Here is a 21,432-nt window from a genome sequence, read left to right as displayed (position 1 = left end):
ATATGGGTAGGCCATTGAGCCAGCAAGTCGCTATTCTTCTTTGCACGTACCAGGGTGAGAAATACGTGCCGGAACAGTTGGACTCGTTTGACGCTCAAACCTATCCGCACTGGAAGGTATGGGCCTCGGACGACAGCCCTGACGACGCCACCCGTCGCGTGCTGGCCGACTACCAAACGCGTTGGGAACCGGATCGGTTGATGATATGCGACGGCCCTAGAAAGGGCTTCGTCGCGAATTTCATGTCATTGATCTGCCGGCCCGAAGTCCAGGCCGGCTACTATTCCATGTCGGATCAGGACGACATCTGGTATCCAGACAAGCTGCAGCGCGCAGTGGAATGGCTGGATTCTGTTCCCGAAGAGGTGCCCGCACTGTACTGTTCGCGCACTGAATTGATCGATGAACAAGGCGCAACGCTGGGCTGTTCTCCACTATTTACACGCCCCCCTTCATTCGCCAATGCTCTGGTGCAGAACGTGGCCGGCGGCAATACCATGGTGTTCAACAACGCGGCCAGGCGTTTGCTCATTGCGGCCGGCTGCGACATCGACGTAGTGGCGCATGATTGGTGGGTCTACATCGTAGTCAGCGCCTGCGGGGGCCGCGTACACTACGACAGCCGGCCATCCCTCAGGTACCGCCAGCATGGCGGTAACCTGATCGGGGCAAATGCCGGGCTCGGTGCCCGGCTGCTGCGGATCCGCATGCTATTTCAAGGCCACCTCAAAGCGTGGACAAATCAGCATATCCAAGCGCTTGTACCTCTGTTGCCAAAGCTCACGCCCGCAAACCGCCGGATTTTCGACTGCTTGGTATCAGCCCGCGAACGGAGTTTGATTCCACGCATTGTGGGTATCAAAAGGTCGGGCATATACCGCCAGACCACACTGGGTAATCTGGGACTAGTGGCCGCCGCGATTTCCAACCGAATATGACTACCGCTATGAAAATTCTGCTACTCGGCAAAGATGGTCAAGTCGGCCATGAACTACAGCGCACTTTGCTGCCGCTGGGAGACACGCGGGCCTTCGGCCGCCAAGGCGCGAATCTGGAGGATCTGGAAGGACTGCGCCAGTTGCTGCATAGCCAAGCCCCCGAGATCATCGTCAATGCGGCAGCGTATACCGCAGTGGACAGAGCCGAAACCAATCAGGACGCCGCAAAGCTTGTGAATGCGGATGCCGTGGCCCAGCTGGCCGCGTATGCGAAAAAAAACAACGCGCTCCTGGTGCACTACTCCACCGACTATGTTTTTGATGGCCGGAAGGATGCACCTTACGATATCGATGACTCCACAAATCCGCAGAGCGTATATGGGGCAACAAAGCTCGCGGGCGAAACCGCCATCGCCGACAGCGGTTGCAATGCTCTTATCCTGCGCACGAGCTGGGTTTTCTCCGCCCACGGCGGCAATTTCATCAAGACTATTCTGCGGCTCGCCAAAGAGCGGGAAGCCTTAAATATCGTGGCCGACCAGCACGGCGCGCCCACATCGGCCGAACTGATTGCAGATGTCACAGCCCTGGCCCTTGCCGGCTATCGGCAAGGGCGGCTTTCGACGGGCGTCTATCACTTGACGGCGTCAGGTCATACGACTTGGCATGGACTTGCCACGCATGTGGTCGCGCGAGCTCGTCAGAATGGCATGGCTTTGAAGGCCGAAGAGGCCAACATCAAACCCATTACGACCGAGCAGTATCCTGTGCCTGCAGCAAGACCCAAGAATTCTCGACTGAACACCACCGCCCTCACTGCCCCGCTGAAATTGCAGCTGCCAGACTGGACCATTCATGTCGACCGCACGGTAGATCAACTTACGTCATTGGAACTTCCCGCATGAAACGCAAAGGCATCATATTGGCCGGCGGCTCGGGCACCCGGCTGCACCCCGCCACCCTGGCAATCAGCAAGCAATTGCTGCCAGTGTTCGACAAGCCGATGATTTATTACCCGTTGAGCACACTTATGCTCTCTGGTATCAAAGACATCCTGGTCATTTCGACGCCCCAAGATACACCCCGATTCCAACAACTGCTCGGCGATGGATCGCAGTGGGGGTTGAATCTGCAGTATGCCGTCCAGCCGTCGCCCGACGGTCTGGCCCAAGCATTCCTCATCGGTGAATCGTTCCTCGGGAACGATCTCTCGGCGCTTGTGCTGGGGGACAATATTTTCTACGGCCACGACTTCCATCAGTTGCTGGCCAACGCCAATGCTCGCGCCCAAGGCGCCAGCGTTTTTGCCTATCACGTACACGACCCGGAACGTTACGGGGTGGCGGAGTTCGATGCTAATGGCACTGTCCTGTCGCTGGAAGAAAAGCCAACCAAGCCAAAATCCAATTACGCGGTCACTGGCCTCTATTTCTACGATCAGGACGTCGTCGAAATCGCCAAACAAATCAAACCATCGGCTCGCGGCGAATTGGAGATTACCGACTTGAATCGCGTTTATCTCCAGCAAGGCAAATTAAGCGTCGAAATCATGGGGCGCGGCTACGCCTGGCTCGATACGGGCACCCATGAATCCCTGTTGGAAGCCAGCCAGTTCATTTCCACGCTGGAAAATCGGCAAGGCCTGAAAGTTGCGTGCCCCGAAGAAATCGCATTCCGCAACAAGTGGATCACACCAGAAGAACTGGAAACGCTGGCCGCACCGCTGGCAAAGAGCGGTTATGGTAAATATCTGCGGCGCCTGCTCGTAGAAACGGTATATTGAAGAATAAAGCCCGTGCCTGCTGACAAGATCTGCATCGACAACCAATAAATTGAAAAGCGCGTGTTCGTGACAGTTCGAACACGCGCTTTTCAATACAAAAATGGGTACGTCAGTTCTTTTCCTTCAAGCCCTCGCGGTATTCGTGAGGCACCCAAGGCCCCCATTTTTTTTCGTATACCTCGCGGTTTTCGTTAAACAGCTTGATCCGCCGCTCCATACCCATCAAGTTGAAAGAAGCCGAGTGATGGTGGTGGATGAACGCATCCTCCGCGCAAATAACAGTGCGACCAATCTGCTGAACCCGACGACAATAATCGTCATCCTCGAACATCCCAATACCGAACGCCTCGTCGAGGTCGCCGACCTTTTCGTATATCTCCCGGGTAAATGCAACGCAGAAGAATGCCGCCGTATGTAGCGGTATGAATTCGCCCATGTGGCTGGACGTATACACCCGCGCCGCGTACTCCATCTCCGCCATTGAATCATAGGAGATCTGGATCTTGGATTCGTTGCCGATGTTATTTGTGACGGGACCAACGATGCCGGCAGCCGGATTTCGTTTCAAGTGGCGAACCAATGTTCCCAACCAGCCGGGCGTCACGTAAGTATCGTTATTGAGCAACACCAGGTACTCGCCGCGTGCGATCTGCAACCCCTGATTATTCGCAGCAGCAAATCCTCGATTATCCGCATTGAGAATTATGCGTCGATTCTCGCCGCGACTTGCCCACTCTCGCAGGTATTCAGGCGTTGAATCACGCGAATCGTTGTCAACGACGATTACCTCAAAATTCTTGTAGTGCGTATTTTTCTCCAAGCTGTGCAGGCAGGCGTCGGTCAGCTCCAGCTTGTTGTAAGAGACAAGCACTAGCGTTATTAGCGGCGGGACGTATTGGTCCACATGGAGGCTGATGGCGCGTGCCCGCCCACCGCCATCCTGCTCTCCCTCGCCCGGCAGGAGCAGAACCTGGCCACCCTGATCGCGAGCCGACCAGGCAAGGCCTTCCGTCTGAACCAGAACGAGGTCGGCCGTCCGAATGGCACGCGCGTGCAGCTTACCAAGTTCGGTGTCCTCGTCTTCGGCCCAATCGGCCATCACGTCATAGATCAGATGGCGATTCGGCACCTGGTCGGCCAAGGTCAACCAGAACGGATGCTGCAGCATCGAAATAATGGAAGTCGGAGCGGCCTGAACCAGGAACAGTGCCAAGCTCGCTCGCAACGAGGCATCCATCTCCGAACTGGCGTTTACGTCATGAATCGACCGCGGACTAGCCACATTCAGGTAGACAACGTTCAGTAACCCATCCCGAGAAACCGCTTCCAGCCGGAAACCCGGCTGCTCCTCATCAGCGAATCGCGTTGAGAAAAAATAGGTCCGGTGACCCAGTCGCGCCATGTCCAGCGCGATCCGTTGGTCGCGAAAATGCGGGGCATTCCAATCTGCCGCTCCCCAAACAAAGACGTCTGCTCGGTCCTTGGGGCCTCGAAGCGGCGGAATGAACCGCGGCACAATGTTTGGCGCGCCTTCTGTCGCCACCTGCGGTTCGCCCCCCGCCAAGGGATTCGATGCATCCGCCTTCCCAACCAACGAGCGCTTCAAGGCTTGCTTCCAGGCCGTCGGCAAGGGCGCGTGGCGATACGTCAAGCGCGCCGCAGTCCGCATCATCTTCTTGCTATGACTGGCAGCTCGGCCCAGGCTGCGTATCGGCGCGGTCACCCTCCATGAAGTGCTTTGCCTGAGGGCGGCGTTCTCCCGACCGCGTTGAATCGCCTCTGCTTCCTGCTCGCGAAGTTTCCCTTCCAACAGGTAAGTGCGATCAAGAAACAACTGATTGGCGGACTTGAGTTCGTCGCGCAAACGCTGCAACTGAAGTTCTTGGCAGAGTGGCTTCTTCCCAATTTCCAAATCGTCCAGAGAAAGGGCGAGCGTCGGTATTTCTTGGTCCGCCGCGTATAGAAGAATAATATGTTCGCCGTCGGCATCCCCGCTGCCCGGCTTATAGCCCGCAATCACCCGCGAGTAAACGAGCGAAAAACGACCTGCCACCGAAGTCGGTATATTTCCTGAATCGAAGGTCGAGGCATGGCCCACTGGCCGCCGATACGCGCGATAGGGGACCAGCACGACCAGATACTTCCGCGCGCTAGCGGCGATTTTCTCGAGAACGCGCTCAGGCCTGGAAAATCGCTGTAGTTTGTTGATGACGAAAAATACGTCATATTCCGTGACGGCGGGGTCGCCAACGGAATCCACATCAGCCACCAGGAAATTCGGCTTTACATACTTGCTGCGGGCAGCATCGATCAAATCGATCGCTGCATCCACACCCGTGACATCAACATTCAGCCGCTGTGCGAGCAGGTCTGTGCCTTCCCCAGTTGCGCAAATCCAGTCACAGGACGACGCCGAATCTTTACGGATTTTCCGTACGAACCAATGCGGCAGGTTATCGATAGCTATTTGATAGAAAACTTCGGCAGCCACCGATTTTTTTAAACGATCGTCACTATCGTCCGTTATTTCGTGAGTTTCGTTATGGGGAATTGACAATTTTGAATCCGCGAGTTGTCAGCGCCCGACTGCGCCCCTTTTTTTCAAGTTCGACGCCTGTTGTGCGCTTACAAAAATAAAAAAGCCGAGAGGCCTGATCGTGCCGCAAACCTTGAATAAAAATGCGGATATAGATAGCAGGATGGTAACATTGCACCCGAGAAATCGGCAACGCATCTCCCCGCTGTAGCCCAGGCTTTTTCCCTCCTGTTGCGAACAACCGAGCTGATAGAGGCGCCCATGGCTGCGTTTGACGCAGCCTACGTGCACAACGCCAAGGTAACTATATGAAACTTAAAAAAAGGGTCGTTTGCATTGTAGGCACGCGTCCCGAAGCGATCAAGATGGCGCCTGTCATCCAGGCGTTCCAAAATTGCGACTGGGCCGAGACTATCGTGCTGTCCACCGGCCAGCATCGACAGATCCTGGCACAGACGTTAAGCGACTTCGGCGTACAGGTGGATCAGGATCTGGACATCATGCAGGCCAACCAGAGTCTGGCCGCCTTGACCGGCCGCCTCTTCATTCAGCTTGATGCCGCGCTGGAGAGCCTCGCCCCCGATCTGGTGCTCGCGCAGGGCGATACGACGACCGTGATGGTCGCTTCGGTGGTCTGCTTCTATCGGCGCATCCTGTTCGGCCACGTCGAGGCCGGATTGCGCACGGGAAACCTGCACCATCCGTTCCCCGAGGAATTCAACCGCATTGTCACCGGCCGGATTTCCGCATTGCATTTCGCACCGACCAAGTTGTCGAAGCACAACTTGGAATCCGAGGGCATTGATGCAGCGTCTGTGAAGATCACCGGCAATACCGTCGTCGACGCGCTCCTGAGCATGGCAAAGCGCACGGCGCCGGCGGATTTCGGTAGCCCGGGTCCGTTGGTTCTCGTGACAGTGCATCGGCGGGAGAACTTTGGAGAGCCGTTGAAGCGCATCTGCGCTGCACTGCGCCAGCTGCACGATCAATTCCCTGACCTGACACTGGTTTACCCGGTCCATCCAAACCCCAACATTCATGATGTCGTATCGGGGCTGCTCGGCGACCTGCCACGTGTAAAGCTCATACCACCAGTCGGCTATCGCGAAATGGTGGGCTTGCTCAAACGCTGCACGCTTGTCGTCACCGATAGCGGGGGCATTCAAGAAGAGGCGCCAGCACTGGGTAAACCGGTACTCGTCGTGCGTGAAGTGACCGAACGTCCCGAAGCGGTCGCCGCCGGAGTCGTCAAAATTGTCGGCACCGAAACGGCGAACATTGTCGGAGAGGCAACTCGCCTGCTTCAGGATGCAGATTACTTCCGACAGATGAGCCGCGGCGATTCGCCCTACGGCGATGGCCAAGCCAGTGCCCGAATCGTTGCCGCCGCGCACGCCGCCCTCTTCGAGACCCCTGGGGGCCTATCAGCTGTCGCGGACTGGGATCTCACGCAAATCTCCAGGCATGCCTGAATACGATCCGATGGTATGCAAGACATTCTGCATCAGATACAAGATCCGGTCATCGTTTTAGCGAATGGCGTTAATCCCCTGGACGATAAGCCGCGCGAGGGATATCACCAGCGCGTCGCTACCGTTGACTCCTACCTCGGCGCATACAATCGCATATATGTAAAAGTAAACCCCTCGCTCGGATCCGCCCAGTATATTCGGCGCCTGGGAGTTGGCTGCCTGGAACTCGAGATCGGGCACCAATATAGTACCTCGACCGTTCAACTGTTTAGGCGCGCCGTCGCGCTCTATTCACACAGCATTCTCCCTTTAGCCTTCCCTCAGATCCGCAACCTGGCAAGCCTGCGGGGTGGCAAGTTCATTGTGGACATGCACGGAGTGGTGCCCGAAGAAACGGCATTCATGGGTGACGATGACCACGCCCAGGTTCTTGGTCAACTTGAATCGTGGGCGGTGCTCGAGGCAGACGCTCGAATATATGTCACACGCCGAATGTCGACACACTTCAGCGCCAAGTATCCATGGGCTCACGGGTTGAGTATCGTGTGCCCGATATTTCCGGAGAGTCGGAAAAGCGGGCCTGCGGGCCGTCAACCCAATGGAAAGGTGGTTTACGCGGGTGGCGCCCAGGCGTGGCAAATGGTGGACCGCATTGTGGAATCGGTCCACGCATCCTTGTCCGTTTACACGACAAAGATATTGACACACGAACCCGACGTTTTCCGTCAAAAGTTTCTTGCCAGAGGCTGCCCGGTTGACGACGTGAGACTTTCCATCTATGCAGCGCGCCCGGCGGAAGTCAGGGCTGTTTATGCCGATAGCAGTTATGGCATCCTCTGCCGCGAGCCCCACGTTCTAAACCGCGTCGCATGCCCGACCAAACTGATCGAATATCTCAGTTTCGGTCTTTTGCCCATCATGGGAACGCCAGAAGTAGGCGATTTCGTCGACCTTGGAATGAGCTACGCGTCCATGGACGCTCTTTCCGAGCGCCGCTTGCCGGTGGGCGATGAATATATGCATATGGTTGACAGCAACTTCGTTGTGCTCGAACGACTTGCCGAACTGGCGGAGAAAGGTCGAAGACAGTTGTTGGCATTTATCGGCTAAAGAGAAGCCATTGCAAAACGCTTATAACAACACAGCAAAGGGTCTGGGCGGGGTACTGCTTTGTGGATTGGTGCTGCTCGGCATGCGCTACCTGTGGCACGAATCTGCTTGGCCGTTACGCGGCATGCACGACGACGCGATCTGGGCAACGGGAATCGTGCTGGCAGGATTGGCTTTTGCTATCGTGTCCCGTCGCCACGCCCATGCGCTGCTACTCACCCTTGCGCTTGGCTGGGTTGGCCTGGGCGTGGATTTGCGCCATCTGGCAGTGATCCCAGTGTGGCTCGCTTCTGCGTGGTCGATGGGCGGAATATTGCTTGGTGGCATACACAGAGATCGAACCTACGCACTGAAATTTCCGATAGAAGCCACTATGGTGGGCATCACCGCTTGGCTTGCCATCTGGGGCGTCATGCTCCACTTTGAAATCAACTATCGAGGCGTGTACTGGGGACTGTGCCTGTTGCCCTTCGTCCACTTGACGTCGCTACCTGAAGGCGCACTCCGCTCGACGATAGCCAATCGGCTAGTTGCTTTTGAAGAGTGGGCTCGTTCCATTCCTTTATGGATGTGGGTGCCAGGCATCGCGATAATTGGCTGGATGCTGCGCTGGAGCAGCCTTCCCAGCGTGATGTTCGACGACCACGCTCTGCACCTTCGGATGTGGACCACGTTTGAGCATCTACATCGCGCGGAATTCAACCCAGCCGATCAGATCTGGTCGGTGGCCCCCTTTGCTTCCGACCTGTTGCACGCCGCATTGTCGTTGATGGTGGGCGACGACATTCGCGGAGCGTGGAATCTGACGCTCGCGTTGATGACCTTGGGACTGACGGCAAGCATTCTGCAATACACCAGCATACGCCCACGCTGGCAATGGCTCTTGTTGATCTTGCTGGCCAGCACTCCGATGTTCGGAAATCTGTTGCTATCGCTGCAAACAGAGTTGGCACTCGCGGTCGTGGCGCTGACGGCGCTATTGTTGATCATTCGCGCCACTCGCACCGGACCAACCCACATTATTGGAGTGTTGGCTTGCGCCGGCCTGTGCGTCGCTATCAAGCTTCCTGGCGCAGTACTTGGTGCTATGTGCATGCTAGCCCTGGCCAAACGTATCGGCATTCGACCACTCATACCAAGACATTGGCCCAATGCGGCTAGCTGGCTGACGCTACTCATGGTGACCTTCGTCGCTCTGCATGCGTACGGAGTCTCGTGGCATTTCACACGGAACCCAGTTTTCCCGCTTTATAACAGCATTTTCCGATCGCCTTTTTTCCCCCCGGAAGACTTCCGTGACACCACGTGGTCGGCTGGCTTTACCTTGCGCAGCTATATAGACGCCTTCTTCCAGACATCTAAATATTTCGAGTCTGGCAATTATGCAGCCGGCTGGCAGTACCTGATACTGTTGCCTATTGCAGTGATTGCGGCCTTGCTTCCGGGGCCGGCTCGGCAATTTCGTATCGTCCTATTTCCAATGTTGGGCTTCGGCATTGCGATGTTTGCAGCCGTGCAGTACTGGAGATATCTCTTCCCGGTCATGCCATTGGCTATCGTATTGATGGGTGCTCTTTTCATCGACGAACGCCCGAGGCTGCGCATCTTCATCATGTTGCTGGCTTTGCTTTGCATTGGATTCAACTTGCGCTTCTACCGCAACATATCTGGTTTGATGCAGGTGCCTGCACAAAGTGCATTTACTTCAACCGGACGTGAATGGATGCTGCGCAGTTTCGCTCCCGTCGCCGCCCTGACCAATACGGTCAATAATCTCGCCCCGGGCGCGCGCGTGCTCTACCCATTTGAATCCCCCGCCGGCGCAACTCTCCGTGGCCAGCCAATTTATACGCCGTGGTATGCCCCTGCGCGCTCCCTTCGCTTCCAAGGAATCCGTGATGCTCAAGACGCAGCGGATTTCATTGCCAGGGAGCGTCCCGACTTTGTCATTGCCAACCAAACGGACACGGGCCCGACAAAAATACCGAACGGCCTGATCCGCGAATACATGGTCAGCCGGGGCCGTCTCATTGATCAGACGGGACCCTACATGCTGTACCAAGTGAGCGGCTCTCCCACGCCGCTCGCACCGTCTAACTAAAGAGACCGCTAGTGCAAAGCCCATTTATCAGTATTGCCAAGATTTTTGCCTGGCCGATACTCTGCGCGTTGATATTTCTTGCGCCACGCTATTTATGGCAAGAAGCAGCCTGGTCGTCGCCCGTCCAATACGACGGAGCGATATGGGCTGCAGGCGTCGTGGCCACAGGCATCCTGCTCTCCATATTGAAGCGCCAGCACGCCAAATCCCTAACACTCGTCGTCGTCCTCGGATGGCTGGGGCTGGGCGTGGGATTAGGCAATCTGGCCGTCGTCAGCATTTGGGCGGTCAGCGGTTGGACGCTGGGTGGCCTCTTGCTAGATCGCATTCACAAAGACCCTGGTTACGCGCTACGCCATCCGTTAGAGTCAATCGTACTTGGCGTCGCGATATGGATTGGTTTGTGGAGCTTGATGCTTCACTACAGAATCAATTATCGAGGCATCTATTGGGGTCTGTGCGTCATTGCGCTGATTCCCTTGTTCCGGTATTCCGCCGACCAATACCGCCATGCGATCGGCGCTCGGATCCAGATTGCCGGAGGATGGATAAAGTCAGTCCCTGCCTGGGCGTGGCTGCCCGGCCTGGCTGCCATTGGTTGGGTCCTGCGCTGGAGCAGCTTTCCGAGTGTGATGTTCGACGATCATGCGACGCGACTTCGCCTATGGACCAGCTTTGCCACGCTGCACAAGGCGGAACTGGACCCGTTGAACCAAATCTGGTCGCTCGCTCCCTTTGCTTCTGATTTGGTGCACGCCGCGCTGTCGCTCATGGCCGGCGCCGACATCCGCGGCGCCTGGAATCTAGGGCTTGCGTTGTCGCTCCTAGTCCTGATCGCGGACGTGCTGCATCTAGCCCGCGTTCGTCCGCTAATTCAATGGCTGCTTCTTGTCCTCATGGCCAGCACACCAATGCTTGGCGTGCTCCTGCTTTCGCTGCAGACCGAGTTGGCGTTGGCCGTGATCGCAATGGTCGCCATGGCTCTCATATGCAGTGCAGGTGAAGGACGGGCCACGCACATTTGGGGCATTCTGGCTTGCGCGGCATTGTGCGCGGCAGTGAAACTGCCTGCCGCCGCGCTGGGCGTACTTTGCATCATGACGCTGATCCTGCGCACCGGTGTGCGCGAGTTGGTGCCACGACGAGAAGGCGCCCTTTGGGCGTTGCTCGCGCTGTTGATCTTGAGCTTTGCGGCGCTGCATAACTATGCCTTTGCATGGCGCATCACCGGCAATCCAGTGTTCCCGCTCTATAACGCAATTTTTCGCTCCCCTTTATTCAGCCCGGAAAATTTCATTGATACGACTTGGACGAAGGGGTTTTCGTTTCATAGTTACGTGAATGCGTTCTTCAACACGTCGGAATACTTCGAATCGACGAATTATGTGGCGGGCTGGCAATATCTATTCATCCTGCCTTTCGCGCTGGTAGCCCTTGCGTTCAGGGGCTCATCCCCACTTCTGCGCCTCGCTCTCATTCCAATGCTGGGGTTCGGCATCATCATGTTTTCCGCCATCCAGTATTGGCGATATCTTTTCCCGGTGATGCCTCTCGCCATCGTGGTCATGGCTGGACTGTTCATGGGCCGGCACCGCGCGTTGCGATTGCTGTTCGTTCTATTTGTGCTTATCTGCGTGGCTCTGAACCTGTATGCCTTCCGTGGCATTGTCTGGCTCATGCAAGGCTCGGCACAGGCCGCCTATACCGATGCGGGACGCGATCGACTTGTCACCACCTACGCGCCCGCGGCTAAGCTGAACGACAAGATCAATGCCACGGCCCCGGGTTCGCGGGTCCTTTATCCGTTCGAGACACCGTATGGCGCCACGCTGCATGGCACCCCCTTATATGTGAACTGGTACACACCCGGCCGCGCAGCACAGTATCAGGCGATCAAAAGCAGCCAGGACGTTGCTGCCTTCCTAGCCAAGGAAAAAGTCGATTTCGTCATCACCAATCAGGCAAACACGGAGGCGGACGCCACCCCTGCGGCAATCCTGCGTGAGTATCTCGCCAACCAGGGCCGCGCCGTTGCCCAGGTAGGACCGCTCACCTTGTACCGCGTCGCCACGGAGACCATTCGCCATCACGATGGATTCGATCTCCAAGCCGCACTCGCTGTCTCTGAGGCCGAACATCCGCAAACCTCAAAGCGGACAATAGAAGCCACCACCCAGCCAAGACCGTTTGACTGGTTCTCGACAGGCATTGCAAACCAGATCAAGTACACAGTACAACTACGCTGCACGAGCGATACAGGGTACTTTGTTGCCCAAGTGAACTGGGATGCCGGCACTCCCTATTATCGACTTATTGCCTGCCGCACGAAGACCTTTACATTCTCCGAAGCGGTCGTAGTGCCGGTGAATGCGCGGCAAGGGCAACCTTACATTACTACCCGTGATGGCGCCTCCGCAATCGTGGAGGATTTGCATGTGGAACTCAATTGATATGATCCAGACCCCAGTCGAACCGCGCATTGCGGTCGTCATCCCTTCGTACAAAGTGACGCGTCACGTTCTAGACGTAATTTCCCGCATCGGTCCGGAATGCAATCGTATTTACGTCGTGGACGACGCATGCCCGGAAGGCAGCGGCCGATATGTCGAAGAGAATTGCACGGACTCGCGGGTGCGTGTTATTTTCCACGAGAAAAACAAGGGTGTCGGAGGCGCGGTCATCACCGGATACCGCGCTGCGATCGAAGAGGACCAGGATATCGTAGTCAAAATCGACGGCGATGGACAGATGGATCCAGCACTCTTGCCCGACTTTGTCGAGCCCATCGTCAGCGGCGAGGCGGACTACACAAAGGGAAATCGATTCTACGATCTTGAAGAAATCCATGGCATGCCGAAAGTTCGACTGTTCGGCAACGCGATGCTCTCCTTCATGGCCAAATTTTCATCCGGTTATTGGGACCTTTTCGATCCCACAAACGGCTATACCGCGGTTCACGTGAACGTGCTGCGCCGACTCCCCCTTCACAAGCTCAGCGAACGCTACTTCTTCGAGACCGACATCCTGTTCCGCCTGAATATAGTGCGCGCCGTGGTGGTGGATGTCCCCATGGATGCCAGCTATGGCGATGAAGTCAGCAATCTGAAAGTCTCCAAGATCATTGGCGAGTTCATGGCAAAGCATATGCGAAATGCTTTCAAGCGCATTGCCTACAACTATTACCTTCGCGACATGTCGCTTGCTTCGCTCGAGCTGCCGATGGGCATATCGCTTCTTCTGTTCTCTATATTTTTTGGTGGATCTCACTGGATTTCGTCAGCCCATCACAACGTTTCGTCCCCCGTCGGAACCATCATGATCGCGACCGTCTCTCTCCTAATGGGAGTGCAATTCCTGCTCGCATTTGTCGGCCACGATGTAGCTCAAGTACCTAGGAGAGTCATTCATCGCCAAACCCGCTTTTCAAAAAGCAGGAAGCTGCGGAATGGCGAAAAAAAATGATCTGAAAGTTCAATTTTTGGCTTAGGAGGGTTTTCTACTTCGCGCGAAGTTTTAGTTTCTGTGGCGTCGCTTTTTCGTATGACATATTTAATGGGACCATTAAAATGAACATGCCAAAGCTTGACCAGAGAGTAAAATTTAGGTGCAATATCTGCAGTTCCGTGAACGAAGTACCCTCCAGCGCCCTCAGTCGCGAAGAGGCCTCCTGCTCTGATTGCGGCTCAACGGTACGCATGCGCGCAATGGTTCAAATCTTGACCGCCGAACTTTTTGGCAAGAGCATGTCTATCGACGACATATCACCGCCACGGCCAGACATTGTAGGAATCGGGATGAGTTGCTGGGACGGGTATGCGAATCGCCTAGCGCACAAAATAAAATACATCAATACTTTTTATCACCAAGAGCCTTTCTTGGACATCACCAACATAGACAGAAAAATGGTGGCGTCACTAGACTTCGTGGTATCAACTGACGTGTTTGAGCACGTAGCTCCTCCAATCTCCACGGCCTTCACAAACGCTAGACGACTATTGAAAAAAGATGGTGTCTTCATTATTTCGGTTCCGTTTGACCGCCCTGGAGAGGCGAATGCAGAAACTAGAGAGTGGTTCCCTAACCTGCATGATTGGCGGCTCGAAGAGCTTGACGGAAAATGGGTGTTGCACAATATCACTCGCCAAGGTGAACACGAAAAATTTGAGGATCTTTGTTTCCATGGTGGGCCTGGGACTACGCTAGAAATGAGACTTTTCTCCGAAGCGTCCTTGATAAGAGAACTGATAGCAGCGGGATTCAATGACATCACAATCTATAGCCAGCCACATCTTGACCTGGGGATCCACTGGCCAAACGGATGTTCCATACCAATCGCGGCTCGCGTAGGTCGAGAGAGATTTTCCTTTTTTAGACGACAAAGACCGGTCATCGTACGCACAGCCTGAATACCGCCTAGAACAAGATTGGCGGTCAATTTTTCGGACATGTCTCGATACCGCCCTTTTTGGCGAATTAAATTAATATGACCGACAAGATTCCTACGCTTCAAAGCCAAATGCAACTTCTGAACCTCGTGTTCCCTGAAAGTGCATTTTCTTACGATTATTTAGAGTGGCTTTATTACGCTGCGCCAGACGGTCGCCATGTCCCTAGCGATTACGTCGAAGACGGGGAGCTTCTAGGGCATTACACGGTTGTGCCCCAAGCTTGGCGATTCGGGCAGACTATCAAACCTCTCGCGCTTTCTCTCAATACCGCGGTTCATGTGAAGGCGCGGGGTAAGGGACTGTTTACGAAGCAGGCCGAAGAGTCCTATGCGAAAGCTGCCGAACAGGGCATTCAGGCGATCATCGGGGTGGCCAATGCCAACTCAACGCCTGGATTTCTGCGGCGGCTTGGCTTCAAACTCGTCTGCCCGCTACCCGTCGTTGCCGGTGCCGTATTACCCAAGGGTCGGGGTGACGCAACATCCCACCTTGTCACATCGCAGTTCTTGCAGAGTCAAGAATTCGGTGCGATCTGCGGGTCAATCGAGGCAGGTCAGACTACGAACGGCGTATGTCAGAACTGGACCAGCGACAAGCTGCGTTGGAGGCTATCAAGCCCCCGCGCCAAATATGCGATTCACACGCACCGTACGGGCACCCTTGTCACGACAGCAGCTCCGCTGGCAGCCGGCATACCGGCTGTCGTCGCGCTGAAGTTCTTTCCGCATTCCCCTTCTGGGCAGGTGGATAGCAAGGCGCTGCTGCGCAAGGCCGCCGGCTTTCACCGCAGCCCATTTTTCGTTTATTCGGGGTTCAATGCTCAAGCGTCGCCTCGCGGACTACCTCTTCCACGCCGGCTGTTGCCCTCACCGCTGAATCTCATTTACCGGCGCCTGAACGACTCAATGCCTGGCCCGGAAGAAATAGCCTTCGGCACATTCGAATTTCTCGATTTCGACGCATATTGACTGCTCGAAGTCAGAGCTCCTTAGACCCCACCTTTTTTTGATGATGCCCAAGCAAGTCCTCTTTACGCTCGACCTGGAAGACCATCTCGGCCGATACGACAGTACTAGCAGGTATCCGCACGTGACCCGTCAGGTGCTGGAAACGCTCGCGGAGCGAAACATTAGAGGAACAGTCTTCACCGTTGCCCGCATAGCCGAAACGGAACCAGGATTGTTGCGGGAAATTGCCGCACTGGGTCACGAAATCGCCTGCCATAGCCTGGACCATGTACCTCTAGACAAGCAAACACCCAGAGAGCTGCGTGAGAGCACGGCGCGTGCCAAGCGTATTCTGGAAGATTGTGTTGGCAAAGAGGTCACGGGATTTCGCGCACCCATTTTTTCCCTGGTCGAACGCACGGCTTGGTTCGTGGACGACCTTCGCCAGCTTGGCTTCACCTATTCTTCTAGCGTCATGCCGACGAGGACTCCCTTGTACGGTTTTCCAAACACGCCGCAAGACCCCTTCAAATGGCCGAACGGCTTGGTCGAACTTCCGTGCCCCGTGGGCAATCTGGCGGGCGCCACCTTGCCCTACCTGGGAGGCTTCTACCTTAGATATGTGCCGCAAATCGTGATCAACAGGCTGCTACGCCAGGCGTCAGATGCGTCATGTCTCTGGACATATTGCCACCCCTACGACTTCGACGCCGAGGAATCGTTCGCGCCGATATCGGGCGCAGCCCTATGGACCAGCATATTGTTGTGGTTCAACCGACGCAACACCATGCGCAAAATTCTACGCGTCGTCAATGCGGAATCCTCAACGACTCTCGATGCCTGGGTCCGCAGGTTTTCGCATACGTTGCGGACTTATGACTACACGCCGGCACCCGCGAAGGAAGTCTAGGAACGCGTGTTGCCCACGAGACTAGCGGCCAAATGCCTTCCGATGCGGTCGGCGTTAGCCATGATCGTAAGCGTATGCGGCTTGGCCGGCAGGCTGGACAGGCTCGCGCCGTCAACAATGTGCAGTCCTTGTACACCGCAAACCTCGCCCCATGCATCGGTCTGCCCAGGATCTGGACGATGGCGCATGGGAAACGAGGCTGCATAGTGAATATCGGAACCCGGACGCCCTGCGGTAAAGCTTCGGGGTAACACCCAGGCTCCAATCCGGCGAAAAGCCGCCTGCAGCCTCTTGGCAGCTTCCGCCATCAGATTTGGCACTTCGTCGTCGTACTGTCCACTGATGTGCAAGACATCATGATGTCGCAAGGAAAGTGCGGCTTTCGTAAGGTGTCCCGGCAAGAACAGATTGCCCACGGCGCAAGAACTCAACAGAGACGACAAAAGGTCGACTCCAAAGCGCTTTCCCAGCGGCATGAATTTCGAGAACTCAGCCACAGGGATTCCCGTAGTATCGAACAGGCCGCCGTAGCCTTTGTATTGACCCGCGCCGAGGTCAAGTGTGTACGCCAGTTGTCCCAGCCCAAAAGCAGCCACGCGGCTTCTTCCCCATGCGCGGGGCACCCAAACCATGAACGCCGCCGTGGGGCAGGACTGCATCCCGATCGTCAACGGTTTGTCCATCGCCATCAAAGCAAAACGCGTGGATGCGATGGTTCCCGCCGCAAGCAAGACACGGCGCGCACGCCAGGTCGTCTTGCCGCTGCCGTCGTCGCCTTGCACAACCATGTGTTCCGCATCACGCAAAACCCGCTCGACCACAAAACCGGGGCGATACGTAAACCCGGCATACCGTTGCAGAAGGCGTACATCCTCGGTCGCGGAATACAAGGCTCGTCGAGCACAGCCCCACATACATGAGCCTGACAGGTCGCACGCCTGTCTCTCGCCTTTGGCCTGAGTCAAAACGGCGGACCGTGCCCGCCCCATGCGAAATCCTGCGGCGACCGAAATCTTCCGATGTGTTTCGTACCCCGAAAGAAGCCTGCTCTGCAGGGGATCCAGAGGCACCGGAGGTTGTGCGTATTGGTCCAGCCCAAGTTCGAAAGACAGGTCGTCCTGCACCGCGCCGCTTACCCCCATCCTCAAGGCAACCGCTTCATAGGAAGCGTCAAGGTCCTGAGGCGGGAATGGGAATTCCGACAACTCGTCTGCGGATAACTTGGCGACACCACACCCCCAAGCATTGGACAACCCTCCTCTGGCCAAAGAGCCGACGGCTACGAAGGATTCAGCCTCGATTCGATTGACACTGGCATAGTCCTCGAAAACATAGGCTTGGGTGGGTGTTCGAAATTTTGGAGATATCGCGCCATCATGGCGCAACGCATGAAAACCCGAGCCGATCATCCAATCGGATTGATCACGTTGATGCTGGCGTAAATCCAAATACTGCCCGGTGGGCGCAGGGACTGGCGAAGTTTTTCCACCGTCGACCATCAGGACGCGCAATCCCGCATCCAGCAACGGGAAGGCTGCCGAGACACCGGCGGGACCGCTGCCCACAATAACGACGTCAAAAACCTGATTCACTCTCGCTCGCCCCTCTTTCCCTTCAGACTAACGACCAAAGGAATCACCAACAATCTTCCGATTCGGGCTAGGACCTCGCCCGCCAGAGCGCGGCACACATAGACAGCCTTGATCAACCCACCCTGACTTCGGTCGCCCAGCCACAGGAAACGACGAGCCCCTTGTGGCGTTGCTTCGGCCAACGCCACGGCCGCATTTAGCCGCCATGCCAACTCCGGCCGAAGGTCAACCTGCAACAACGCACCGCCTTCAACCAGAGCAATCAGCGAGGGGAAGCGCAGCGACCAGGAAGGCAAATCCAGGGCGCCCACTGGGCGCAAACTCTCCACACCGCGCACATATCGACGAATCAATTCGCACCCGGGTTCCTCGCGCAGCACATACGTCAAAATAGCTCGCCCTTCCTGTATCAGCCAACGGCGCCGCGTGGAACCTGCGCAAGCCATTCCGCCAAACAAAGGCCTGGGCACGACCCCTAGCTGATCAAGGTCGTTCGCCGTCTGCATTGGGGGCAGCGCAAACAGGGAGAGCAGACGATCCAGCCCTATCCGACGGCTCCGCTCCGGACCCAATGCCTTGAGGACGGTCCTCACCAGCGATACGGGAACGGGAACAAACACGCGTCTGCGCCTTACACGGCCGCGTGCGATCGCAGAGAGGAAGGTGGTGAAGCTGACCGGGTCAGGTTCCGCGATTTGAAATATGCCCGACTTCGGTCGACGCTCAAGACAGCTCAACAGCGCGCCCACCAGATCGTCAACGTGCACCGGTTGGACGCGCGGCGCGGGAACAAACGCGGGAAGCATGGGGAGCCGCCGCACGACATTCACGAGAACACCGAACAGACCGGCTTCCGACCCACCATATACTTGCCCCGGACGCACCACCCATCCGCCTTGTGCCAACACCGATTGCTCGATTTGCCATTTGTTCCGGCCATATGCGGTAGGCGCATCCGCGCGCGCGGTTTGGCTTGACACGAACAAAATAGGAACCTTGGCACGCGCCGTCGCACTGAGCAGTGACTCCGCGGCCGCCACTTCCGATTTCTCTGTCTCAGCGCTCGGCGACGTCATCACCGCCAAATGCACCACGGCATCCAGACCGTTTGGCAACTCGACCGTCTGAGGATTCGCCAAGTCGAAGTGTGTCCATTCGACGTCCATCCCCGCGGGGCGTTTGCGACCTGCGACCACCACCTGGTGCCCTCGTACCACCGCGGACGCGACCAAGCGCCGTCCAATGTAGCCGGTCGCTCCAGTAATCAACAACTTCATTGAATGGTCCCCAGGGGCCAACGACTCTGGCACATACAAAGCTGGCACGTTTTCACAGAAAAACGAATCGCTTGCTCAGCCAATAGCTAAGGAATACGCAAATTACATCAGAGATAAACTTCGCGACCACCGGCCACGCTATGACCTGCAGCACACCGTGCAAGATGAAGGCGGACAGCGGCAAATTCAAAGCCAGCAATGCGAAATAGGTCACCGCCTGCCTGAAGGTCCGTTCCGAACCGCTTACCTGAAACGTAAACACCCGATGTACAAAAAACCCGAATAGACCGGCGCACAGCTTGCTTATGATGTTGGCCACCAGCAGCGGCGTTAGCAGGTATTTGCTGAGCAGTATGAAGCCGCCCATATCTATGACATATGCACCGATCTGAACCGATACGTAACGAGCAAAACGCATCAGGCCTCTTTACGCAAAACAATGACGTGATGCAATCCGAGCACGCGCGAGAACGGCTTCAATGCACCCTGGATCCCGGAAAGCAGCGGAAGCGCCCGGTTCGGCCAGAGCTGGCGAAAGTTCAGGCCACCCGAAAGGAGATAGGGCAAATAGTTATTGCACACCTCCTCATGGACAATGCGCAGTTGTGGAAATTTCTGTTCAAACATCTTTCTATCGCGTTTAAAAATTATATAGCTCAAGGCTTGGTTGGCCCCGTTCATCGGTCCGGCGACCGGCGTCTCCCATGACGGGAAATCCTTGTCGTAGCCTTCGGTACTGAACAAGCGCTTGAACGTGAAAGCCGCTGCCGGACCGTAATACGGCTCGAGCAGAATGCACCCCCCCCCTTCAGGTAGCACCCTGACCAACTCGTTAAAAAATCGATCGGGATGGGGGAAATGATGAAAACAATTTTGGCCAAATATCGTTCTGACGGAGAGATCGGGGAAATCCATCTCTTCTGCATTCACCACGCGATCCAGGTGCGGACCATGGACGATGTCCGTGGCGAGAACGTCAGGATAGCTGTCTCTAATGGGCGCAACGCCGGCACCTAGCTCGACGCGCAAGCCGGAAGCCGTGAGGAAGCGACGATCCAATCTTTCAAAAGTGTGGTGAAAACTATTGAAGACCGATTGCAGCATGGGTTTTCGCGCCAAAATCTGACTGTGAATCAGCAGGCGATCACTACCGTCGACATTAATATCCCTCACGCTAGAATCGCGCAGATAGTCCGCAAGCCAGTTCATTTTCTCACTCTGTTCCAAATCACATTTTTAGAATTTCCGCCTAACTGCAGGCACTTCCGACCCCAACAACGGTCGGTATACTCGTGACATACCCTGCTCAATATCGACGACGCTGCGAACCGGAAGGATCGTCGACGGTAAAGGATAAGAATTGGGCAACACCACCTTAGCCCATTTGTAGCCCGCCCCCTCGATACTGTAGAGGAAGGCGCGTTCTATCGCATGGGCGAATGTCCCGTCTGTCTGGCCCGCCTCTTCGGGAAAACTGTCAAAGCTCAGTTGCAGACTCAGCAAAGGTTGCAGAGCGTCGGTCCGACACCAAAACATGGATCCCGATGGACACTCCAAGTACGCGTCTGGTTCGATCGTGACACCCAGCGGTTCCAGCAACGCAAGCGTGGATTCAAAGTTCGGTCCCCAGGCCAGGTGGCTGCGCAAGGGGAAGAAATGTTGAGGAAATACCATGCCGATCCGATCCTGGCGCAGGAGCTCAAAAATGGAAGCAACTATCTCCGGGGATCCCAGCAGATGATCGTACAGATAGTCGCGCCAAGGCGCCAACATCTCTCCCCCATGCGGGGATTTCTTCGTGTGCAGGCTGAGTGCGACGTCGTACTTGCTGTAGACGTCCGCAAAGCCAACCAACTTGGGAGCAATGTCCCGTCCCCGGTTTGGGAAAACCCGAATCTCGACCTGCCCCCCCGCGTAGCCTTGCATCGCCGACTCGATGATATGTCGCTTCTCATCGGATGTCGTCGATATGTACACATCGAGCTGGCCCGGCACCCTTTCCAGGTAGCTCCGAATCTGCGGCACTAGTTCGGGATAGAAGGCATGGACGACTGCACAAGCGCGCAATGAGGGATCTCGGGTGACGGGATAGCTGAAGGGAATTTCGAATGCGAAGTCGTCCTTGTCTCGAGGGCGATTGGGGATCGGGCCGGAACGAACGTGGCCCCCGGCCGCCGCAGAGAACAGACGTTTGAAACCGCGTACGCCCTCGCTGCGATACATGCGGACGCTTTTTTGGAGCAAACCCCTGAGCCCGCCCTCGGATACACCCAGGGCTCCCATGGTCCGCAACGCACGAAAGTACTTCTTCATTTTTT

Annotated in this window: 17 protein-coding genes; 11 read left to right on the top strand and 6 right to left on the bottom strand. The window is 56.1% G+C overall.

Annotated elements, in window-relative coordinates; all coding sequences use genetic code 11:
- The first annotated feature begins 14 nt into the window (after positions 1 to 14).
- The 3 genes from ABE485_RS01730 to rfbA are packed head-to-tail and all read left to right on the top strand — an operon-like array spanning position 15 to position 2,721.
- Positions 15 to 938: a glycosyltransferase family 2 protein gene (locus tag ABE485_RS01730; protein ID WP_346513001.1), complete on the top strand. Its 924-nt coding sequence runs from the start codon at positions 15 to 17 to the stop codon at positions 936 to 938.
- An 8-nt stretch (positions 939 to 946) separates the two neighbouring features.
- Positions 947 to 1,843 (top strand): dTDP-4-dehydrorhamnose reductase, encoded by an 897-nt coding sequence (rfbD, locus tag ABE485_RS01725; protein WP_346513000.1) that lies wholly within the window; start codon positions 947 to 949, stop codon positions 1,841 to 1,843.
- Entirely contained in the window at positions 1,840 to 2,721 is an 882-nt protein-coding gene (gene rfbA, locus ABE485_RS01720; protein WP_346512999.1) for a glucose-1-phosphate thymidylyltransferase RfbA, read from the top strand. The genes rfbD and rfbA overlap by 4 nt, the downstream gene beginning before the upstream one ends.
- Positions 2,722 to 2,830: 109 nt before the next feature.
- Here rfbA and ABE485_RS01715 read toward each other — a convergent pair whose 3' ends face one another.
- Positions 2,831 to 5,278 (bottom strand): glycosyltransferase, encoded by a 2,448-nt coding sequence (locus tag ABE485_RS01715; protein ID WP_346512998.1) that lies wholly within the window; start codon positions 5,276 to 5,278, stop codon positions 2,831 to 2,833.
- 287 nt (positions 5,279 to 5,565) lie between these two features.
- Here ABE485_RS01715 and wecB point away from each other — a divergent pair, with 287 nt between their 5' ends.
- The 8 genes from wecB (at position 5,566) to ABE485_RS01675 (ending at position 16,245) form a co-directional block, all read left to right on the top strand.
- Positions 5,566 to 6,729 (top strand): non-hydrolyzing UDP-N-acetylglucosamine 2-epimerase, encoded by a 1,164-nt coding sequence (gene wecB, locus ABE485_RS01710; RefSeq protein WP_346512996.1) that lies wholly within the window; start codon positions 5,566 to 5,568, stop codon positions 6,727 to 6,729.
- A 15-nt stretch (positions 6,730 to 6,744) separates the two neighbouring features.
- Positions 6,745 to 7,839, top strand: coding sequence for a hypothetical protein (locus ABE485_RS01705; RefSeq protein WP_346512995.1), 1,095 nt, complete (start codon positions 6,745 to 6,747; stop codon positions 7,837 to 7,839).
- Between the two features lie 10 nt (positions 7,840 to 7,849).
- Entirely contained in the window at positions 7,850 to 9,940 is a 2,091-nt protein-coding gene (locus ABE485_RS01700; RefSeq protein ID WP_346512994.1) for a hypothetical protein, read from the top strand.
- An 11-nt stretch (positions 9,941 to 9,951) separates the two neighbouring features.
- The gene (locus ABE485_RS01695) at positions 9,952 to 12,390 is read left to right on the top strand and encodes a hypothetical protein (RefSeq protein ID WP_346512993.1); all 2,439 of its coding nucleotides are present in this window, start codon (positions 9,952 to 9,954) and stop codon (positions 12,388 to 12,390) included.
- Entirely contained in the window at positions 12,374 to 13,402 is a 1,029-nt protein-coding gene (locus ABE485_RS01690) for a glycosyltransferase family 2 protein (protein ID WP_346512992.1), read from the top strand. The genes ABE485_RS01695 and ABE485_RS01690 overlap by 17 nt, the downstream gene beginning before the upstream one ends.
- Before the next feature lie 281 nt (positions 13,403 to 13,683).
- Complete coding sequence (locus ABE485_RS01685) at positions 13,684 to 14,346, top strand: class I SAM-dependent methyltransferase (protein ID WP_346512990.1); 663 nt, start codon at positions 13,684 to 13,686, stop codon at positions 14,344 to 14,346.
- A 77-nt stretch (positions 14,347 to 14,423) separates the two neighbouring features.
- A complete protein-coding gene (locus ABE485_RS01680) occupies positions 14,424 to 15,356 on the top strand; it encodes a GNAT family N-acetyltransferase (protein WP_346512989.1) in 933 nt (310 codons plus the stop codon).
- A gap of 40 nt (positions 15,357 to 15,396) precedes the next feature.
- Positions 15,397 to 16,245: a polysaccharide deacetylase family protein gene (locus tag ABE485_RS01675; protein ID WP_430795379.1), complete on the top strand. Its 849-nt coding sequence runs from the start codon at positions 15,397 to 15,399 to the stop codon at positions 16,243 to 16,245.
- Here ABE485_RS01675 and ABE485_RS01670 read toward each other — a convergent pair.
- Genes ABE485_RS01670 through ABE485_RS01650 form a run of 5 tightly spaced genes read right to left on the bottom strand, consistent with a single transcriptional unit; the run spans position 16,242 to position 21,427 of the window.
- Positions 16,242 to 17,837: an FAD-dependent oxidoreductase gene (locus ABE485_RS01670; protein ID WP_346512987.1), complete on the bottom strand. Its 1,596-nt coding sequence runs from the start codon at positions 17,835 to 17,837 to the stop codon at positions 16,242 to 16,244. The two genes, ABE485_RS01675 and ABE485_RS01670, sit on opposite strands and share 4 nt — an antisense overlap.
- Positions 17,834 to 19,114, bottom strand: coding sequence for an NAD-dependent epimerase/dehydratase family protein (locus tag ABE485_RS01665; protein ID WP_346512985.1), 1,281 nt, complete (start codon positions 19,112 to 19,114; stop codon positions 17,834 to 17,836). Before ABE485_RS01665 ends, ABE485_RS01670 begins: the two co-directional genes overlap by 4 nt.
- 52 nt (positions 19,115 to 19,166) lie before the next feature.
- On the bottom strand, positions 19,167 to 19,532 hold the full coding sequence (locus tag ABE485_RS01660; protein ID WP_346512984.1) for a GtrA family protein: 366 nt from the start codon (positions 19,530 to 19,532) through the stop codon (positions 19,167 to 19,169).
- The gene (locus ABE485_RS01655; RefSeq protein WP_346512982.1) at positions 19,532 to 20,323 is read right to left on the bottom strand and encodes a class I SAM-dependent methyltransferase; all 792 of its coding nucleotides are present in this window, start codon (positions 20,321 to 20,323) and stop codon (positions 19,532 to 19,534) included. The genes ABE485_RS01660 and ABE485_RS01655 overlap by 1 nt, the downstream gene beginning before the upstream one ends.
- 27 nt (positions 20,324 to 20,350) lie before the next feature.
- Positions 20,351 to 21,427, bottom strand: a complete 1,077-nt coding sequence (locus ABE485_RS01650; protein WP_346512980.1) for a rhamnan synthesis F family protein — start codon at positions 21,425 to 21,427, stop codon at positions 20,351 to 20,353.
- Between the last annotated feature and the right edge of the window lie 5 nt (positions 21,428 to 21,432).

The organism is Achromobacter spanius (genome assembly GCF_039673305.1).
In the GTDB taxonomy this organism is placed as follows: domain Bacteria; phylum Pseudomonadota; class Gammaproteobacteria; order Burkholderiales; family Burkholderiaceae_B; genus Achromobacter; species Achromobacter spanius_F.
This window is presented reverse-complemented; position numbering and strand designations above follow the sequence as displayed.

Bases quoted from the DNA above. Each gene is read 5' to 3' on its own strand.
- rfbD (WP_346513000.1), top strand. From the start codon at position 947: ATGAAAATTCTGCTACTCGGCAAAGATGGTCAAGTCGGCCATGAACTA.
- rfbA (WP_346512999.1), top strand. From the start codon at position 1,840: ATGAAACGCAAAGGCATCATATTGGCCGGCGGCTCGGGCACCCGGCTG.
- wecB (WP_346512996.1), top strand. From the start codon at position 5,566: ATGAAACTTAAAAAAAGGGTCGTTTGCATTGTAGGCACGCGTCCCGAA.
- ABE485_RS01705 (WP_346512995.1), top strand. From the start codon at position 6,745: ATGCAAGACATTCTGCATCAGATACAAGATCCGGTCATCGTTTTAGCG.
- ABE485_RS01690 (WP_346512992.1), top strand. From the start codon at position 12,374: ATGTGGAACTCAATTGATATGATCCAGACCCCAGTCGAACCGCGCATT.
- ABE485_RS01685 (WP_346512990.1), top strand. From the start codon at position 13,684: ATGTCTATCGACGACATATCACCGCCACGGCCAGACATTGTAGGAATC.
- ABE485_RS01680 (WP_346512989.1), top strand. From the start codon at position 14,424: ATGACCGACAAGATTCCTACGCTTCAAAGCCAAATGCAACTTCTGAAC.
- ABE485_RS01675 (WP_430795379.1), top strand. From the start codon at position 15,397: ATGATGCCCAAGCAAGTCCTCTTTACGCTCGACCTGGAAGACCATCTC.
- ABE485_RS01665 (WP_346512985.1), bottom strand. From the start codon at position 19,114: ATGAAGTTGTTGATTACTGGAGCGACCGGCTACATTGGACGGCGCTTG.
- ABE485_RS01660 (WP_346512984.1), bottom strand. From the start codon at position 19,532: ATGCGTTTTGCTCGTTACGTATCGGTTCAGATCGGTGCATATGTCATA.
- ABE485_RS01655 (WP_346512982.1), bottom strand. From the start codon at position 20,323: ATGAACTGGCTTGCGGACTATCTGCGCGATTCTAGCGTGAGGGATATT.
- ABE485_RS01650 (WP_346512980.1), bottom strand. From the start codon at position 21,427: ATGAAGAAGTACTTTCGTGCGTTGCGGACCATGGGAGCCCTGGGTGTA.